The following is a 5,479-nucleotide window of genomic DNA, read 5'->3' as shown; positions in this document are numbered from 1 at the left end:
CTCATAATAATTCTTCGGGATAGACTGCAGCCCTGCCAAAAGAATCACCATCGTAAAGCCGGTCCACTTCCACACCTCGATGAACGCGACAGAAAATATCGCCAAATGCGGATCTGTCAGCCAGTTCTGTGCCAATGCATCCAAGCCTGCCGCACGCAGAGCGATATTGATAATGCCTCGAGTCGGATGCATCATTGCAGTAAAGATAAGGCCCACCGCTACACTGCTGAGCACAGCTGGCAAAAAAAACACAGTTCGCAGAAAATTTGTCGTCCGCATCTTATTGTTCAGGAATACAGCCAGCACCATGCCCAGAATCACTTTTAATACAGTGGTGACTGCGGCAAAGATAAATGAATTCTTAATTGCAATGTTCATCCCGCTGTCCGAAAGAACATTGATATAATTGCGTAGACCTGCAAAGGTAGCCTGTGAAAAATCAAAGCTTCGGATATTCAGGAACGAAAGCCCCAGCCCCACTACCGCGGGAATGATAAAAAACAAGCCGTATAAAATCAGACATGGGACTGCCAACCAATAGCTGTATATGCTTTTATTTTGTTTCGACATACTCAAGACACATCCAATCAAAAAAATATGGGATACGAGCTTCGCCGCCCGCATCCCATACCGAAAGCTGCCTTATTCGGCCCAGTTGGGGTCGTTTGCAGCAACCGCATTCTTTGCGGTCTCCTCATCCATGGCCGCAAGCACCTGCTCGACGGTTTTGCTCCCGACATAATAATCCTGTACATACTTGTCATAGGAACCGTACCCATAATTGTTGCCGGTTCCCTGCCACAAAGCCATAGCCTTGCCCGCCTGCATCACATCTACAAGGTCCTGATGTGCCGGCGACAGTTCTGCCTTCACATTCTTGTTCAGATAGATGCCCGGCTGTGCGTCGGCATAAATTTGCTGTGCTTTGGAAGAACTGATAAAATCGACAGCACGTTTTGCCGCTTCCACATCCTTACAGGCCGTGGTTATGCCGATCGCGCCCGGCAAAGAAGAGTCCGTATAATTTTCCGTATCCTCGTACAAGGGAAGGACGAATGCACCGATGTTTTCTACCGCCTCCGGGTACTTACTGGCGATCTCGTCCACGACCCAGGTGGCGTTCACATACATTCCTGCCTCGCCTTGCGCCAAAGCCGTCTGCGCCATGTCGTAAGTGTCAGAAAGATAGGTCTCCTGAACATAGCCTTTGTCAATTACTTCTTTCGAACGGGCGATGGCATCTGCAAAATCAGCGCATTCGGAATAATGACGCTTATTGGTGTTCATCTCATCCCAAAACTCATTGTACGTCAGGCCGCTGTCGAACACTTCCTTATTAAAGCCGAAGTGCGTAAAACACTGCAGCGTCCAAGAATCGCTGCCTGAATAGTAAAGCGGCGTTTTGCCAATGGCTTTGATCTTTTCACATACTGCGGTAAACTCGTCCCAATTCGTGGGCAGCTCCGTGATGCCGGCTTCTTCAAATACATCCTTATTATAGAAGCATCCCAGCAGATTTGTGGTGTCCATCGGCATGCCGTACAGTTTACCATTGTACCGGTATCCGCCTTCCTCCAGCGTCGCGGCGTCATATTCCGCTTCGCTTGCCAGAGACCCCATGTCCACCATCTTGTCCAGTGCGTTCACCTGCGTATCGATCCACTTTGCACCATAGCTTTGGATAATATCGGGCAGATCTCCCGTGGCAAAGCGCGCCTTGACGACCTCTTCCCCCTCCGAGCCTCCGGCGATCTGCTGGATGTCCAGTTTAAAGCCAAGCTCATCGGAATTCTCATTGATATAATTCTCCAGAGCCTTCCACCCATCCTTGTACCATTCTGTAAAGGTGAGCATCGTAAGCGTCGGCACCTCTGTCGGCGCTGCGGGAACGGACACCGACACGCTCTGCTGTACCGGTGTCGATGCCGAAGTGTCGGCCGGTGCGCCGCACGCCGCCATGGACGCTGCCAATGCCGCGCACAACGCTGCGCTGATGATACGTTTCAGTTTCATACAAGTTCCTCCTTTTTAATGTACAGGTTCCTTTCGGTGGTTTCAGTATACCTGAAATTCTTCCATACAAAATTGTCTTTTTTTAAACTGTACTGTTGGAATTTATCCACTTTTCCTGTTGGAGCCGAGGCTGTATTGACTTTCCCCGCGCCAGGTGCAACAATAAATATTGTAAGAGAAAAAGCATACATTTTCCACTGTCTTGGGGTACTGCCCGGAAAGGATGCCTGACGCATGCGCAGAAAAGCATGGAATCTGGTCCTCAGCTTACGGTTCAAACTATTGTGTGCTGTCTTGGCGCTGTTTTTTACTTTCGCAGGTGTCACGACCTACTTCTGGTATGACCGTCTAACACGGCAGGCCTCTGATGCTGCCGCCAACAATCTGCATGCCATGCTGCGGATTTCCAACAGCAACTTTGAAACAGCACTCAAGGATCTGAACAGTGTAACAGCGCTTGTATCCAGCAACTTCGGCAACGGATTGAACACCCGTATTTTCAATTATCTGCTCAGCGGCGACGAAGATGACGTCACTCTGCTGCAATACCGCCGGGAGGCAGAGGACTACATTATGAGCCTGTGCAACTTCAAATCATATCTAAACAGCTTGGCCGTGTACGACCGCACAGGCAACAGCCTTTCGTATGGGCTGATTATGGACAGCGTAACTTTGAGCAGCCAGCCTTGGTACGGACCTCTTATCAACGGGAACGATGATGTGCGCTTCATTCCTCCGCATTATTATGAGCCGGATGATCCGCATCCATCGAAGCTTGTCTTTTCCATCGCTCGGCCAATTCGTTACCGCGGCGATTGCATCGGACTGGTTGTAGCCGACATAAAAAGTACTATGCTGAATGACATGTTCAGCATCAGCAACCTGAACGGCTATTCCATGCTGGTTGTGGACGAAAATGCGGGCGAGATCATTTTTCCTGCCGCAGAGAACGCCGCCTCTCTGAGCAGCCAGGACCGTACTGCGCTGTTTCGTGCCTTGGAGCAAGGTGCGCCTCAGTTTTCCGTTTCTCTGCACGGCAAAAACTGTCTTGCCGTTACACAGGAGGCATCGCTCACTGGTTGGACTGTCGTGGGCTTTGTTCCCTATGAAAATATCCTCTCTGATTTCCTCGAAACACGCACACAGGTGCTCTTGATTGCTCTTGCATGCGGGATGTTTATCCTGCTGTGTATCCTGTTGTCCACTTCTCTTGTTACACGCAATCTCAACCGTCTCTCTCAGGCCGTTGCCAAAATCGATCAGGAGCATTTGTCGCTGGATGTAGAGATACAATCTTTGGACGAAGTAGGACAACTGTACCGCCAAATCCAGTTCATGCTCCGCAGCATTCGGGAATTGATTGCAGATATCCGGCGTACGGAATCCGAAAAACGCGATTCAGAGATTCGGGCGCTTCAAGCGCAAATCAATCCGCATTTTTTGTATAACACACTCAATACCATTCAATTCCTGGCCTCTCTGCAGGGTGCGGAAAACATCAAAGCTGTTTCCCTGGCGCTTTCCAGCATGCTGCATGTCAATCTTAACCGTGAAAAACTTATCCCTGTGAATGAAGAGATCCAATACCTTAAGAATTATCTGGAAATACAGGAGTATCGATTCACCGGGAAATTCACTTCTTATTTCTCTTCAGACACAACTTCACAAAGCGCTCTGATCCCCAAGCTGCTTTTGCAGCCAATCGTTGAAAATGCCCTTCTGCATGGAATCGCCCCGCAAGACCGGGCGGGCATCCTGCAGATAAAATTTTTTTGTCTGGACGGCGCGCTGCATATCCGTGTTAAAGATAACGGGAAGGGAATCTCCCCACAGCTGCTGGAAGCACTTTCGCATCAGCCTGAAAGGGACGATGGCAGCCACATCGGCATTGCAAACGTCCGGGCACGGCTTCACCTTCTTTTTGGCGACGCGGGAGCGCTTTGGATTGAAAGCGAACCCAACCTGTATACCATAGTAGAGCTTTCCATGCCATGCATCACAAAAGAAAACAGGGAGCAATATCTATGAATGTGATGATTGTAGACGATGAAGTACTGACCCGCACCAATGTCAAATACATTCTGGAAGCAGAGATTCCCGCTTATACGGGCACCACTTCCTATATGCTGTGCGGCGAAGCCGGAAGCGGTGCCGAAGCTCTGGAAAAACTGCCGGTCTGCAGACCGGATATTGTGTTGTCGGATATGAGGATGCCGGGAATGAACGGCCTTGAGCTGTGCGAGACACTGCACAAGCAGTACCCACATATACAATTTATCGCGCTCAGCAACTATGACGATTATGAATATGTACGCGGAACTTTGCAGAACGGCGCGGTGGATTATCTGCTCAAGCACCATCTCTATGCAAAGGAACTGTCGGAAGCACTTGATAAAGCTCGTGAACGCATCTGCGGCGGCGGTGTCCCTCTTTCCCAGCTCAGCGGAAACAATACAGCTGCGCTGCGTCGTGAATTTTTGCTGCATCTTCTCACAGGCTTTTATACAGACTCTCAAGAAGTGGACAGCCGTATTCGCACGTTGGAGCTTCCATTGGCATCCTCTCGCATACTTCCGATTGCCATGTGCCTCGATGACTACAGATCAGACAGCCTGCGCAACAACGACCTGACGAATTACTCAATCATCAATATCGTAAGCGAGATCCTATCTGATCAAAAAAACGGCGTGATCTGCTATGCGGAACAAGGCAACTATGCTATTTTACTTTCTTTTGCTCACACATTCAGCGAAAATGCAGTCTCCAGCGTCATACACGCTACTCTGACGCGTATTCGCACTTGCATGTCCCGTTTTTTGAATCTCTCCGTCAGCTTCAGCATTGGTGTGCTCTGTCCAAGCTTTCAGCAGCTGCCAGAAGCCTTTCAGGCAGTCAGTGAACAACTTCAAAACCGTTTTTACCAACAACCCGGTGGGATCGTGGAGTCATTTGCTCCAAACGCTCAGGCCGATATTTTCAATTACTTCAATGAGGAAAAGGAAAACACGCTCACATTTCTGGTCTTGGCTGGTGACGCCGCCGGTGTACAGGAGGAGATTGACGACCTGTTCGGATATATCCGCAATGCGCGTCCGCCACTGCCTATGGCTCAGATGCTTTTTACCGACCTGCTGGGCGTTTTGAATCGGATCTGCAAGCAACAGGCTCTGGATATGCGCGACATCTATACAGATGATGTCCTGCCGGAAAAGCATTTGGGGGAGATGTCGTCGCTTTCCTCCGTACACAACTGGTTTTCTGCCCTTTTTGCACGGCTGTGCGCTGCTCTGCAAGCACGCACAGCGCATCCGGTTTCAATTTACGTAAAGCAGGCAACAGCCTATATCCACGCCCACTTCTGCGAAGACATCTCTCTTGCCTCCGCCGCGCATGAAGTCAACGTAACCAACGTTTATCTCAGCCGCCTGTTCAAGCAGGAGCTTGGCATCGGCTTCAATGAATATCT

The 5,479-nt window shown here is 49.8% G+C and carries 4 protein-coding genes; 2 read left to right on the top strand and 2 right to left on the bottom strand.

Annotation, left to right across the window (positions count from 1 at the left end):
• Window positions 1-570 (bottom strand): carbohydrate ABC transporter permease (locus ACOYIE_RS08970; RefSeq protein ID WP_433412464.1); only part of this gene is annotated, 570 nt, incomplete at its 3' end.
• 72 nt (window positions 571-642) lie between these two features.
• Complete coding sequence (locus tag ACOYIE_RS08965; RefSeq protein WP_009324188.1) at window positions 643-2,013, bottom strand: ABC transporter substrate-binding protein; 1,371 nt, start codon at window positions 2,011-2,013, stop codon at window positions 643-645.
• 234 nt (window positions 2,014-2,247) lie between these two features.
• Here ACOYIE_RS08965 and ACOYIE_RS08960 point away from each other — a divergent pair, with 234 nt between their 5' ends.
• Both ACOYIE_RS08960 and ACOYIE_RS08955 read left to right on the top strand, forming a co-directional pair.
• Window positions 2,248-4,041: a sensor histidine kinase gene (locus tag ACOYIE_RS08960; RefSeq protein ID WP_123158793.1), complete on the top strand. Its 1,794-nt coding sequence runs from the start codon at window positions 2,248-2,250 to the stop codon at window positions 4,039-4,041.
• A partial coding sequence (locus ACOYIE_RS08955; protein ID WP_433412461.1) for a response regulator transcription factor occupies window positions 4,038-5,479 on the top strand: 1,442 nt, incomplete at its 3' end. The genes ACOYIE_RS08960 and ACOYIE_RS08955, both read left to right, overlap by 4 nt.

It is taken from the genome of Agathobaculum sp. (assembly GCF_050946325.1).
Taxonomy (GTDB): Bacteria; Bacillota; Clostridia; order Oscillospirales; family Butyricicoccaceae; genus Agathobaculum.
The sequence above is the reverse complement of the archived record's forward strand: the minus strand, read 5'-3'. Positions and strand labels throughout refer to the sequence as shown.

Bases quoted from the DNA above. Each gene is read 5' to 3' on its own strand.
- ACOYIE_RS08960 (WP_123158793.1), top strand. From the start codon at position 2,248: ATGCGCAGAAAAGCATGGAATCTGGTCCTCAGCTTACGGTTCAAACTA.
- ACOYIE_RS08965 (WP_009324188.1), bottom strand. From the start codon at position 2,013: ATGAAACTGAAACGTATCATCAGCGCAGCGTTGTGCGCGGCATTGGCA.